This window comes from Bacillus sp. AFS055030 (assembly GCF_002574545.1).
Classification (GTDB): Bacteria; Bacillota; Bacilli; order Bacillales; family Bacillaceae_G; genus Gottfriedia.
Genome location: NZ_NUGT01000048.1, coordinates 1 through 235, shown reverse-complemented (window position 1 = coordinate 235; position 235 = coordinate 1). Strand labels below are relative to the sequence as shown.

Genomic DNA, 235 nt, shown 5'->3' with positions numbered 1-235 from the left:
TGACCAACGGGCCAGTACAATAGTGCTGTAAATATGTGGCGGAGAGCAAGGGATTTGAACCCTTGAGACAGGGTTACCCGCCTACACGATTTCCAATCGTGCTCCTTCGGCCACTCGGACAGCTCTCCAAAATGGCTCCGCAGGTAGGATTCGAACCTACGACCACTCGGTTAACAGCCGAGTGCTCTACCACTGAGCTACTGCGGAATAATGATAAACCAAGCGACGTTCTACT

At 51.9% G+C, this 235-nt stretch carries 2 tRNA genes; both read right to left on the bottom strand.

The features are described 5' to 3' along the window. Positions 1-36: 36 nt before the first annotated feature. A tRNA-Ser gene (locus CN925_RS15610) sits at positions 37-128 on the bottom strand. A 4-nt stretch (positions 129-132) separates the two neighbouring features. Continuing rightward, positions 133-207 (bottom strand) — tRNA-Asn (locus CN925_RS15605). Positions 208-235 lie beyond the last annotated feature (28 nt).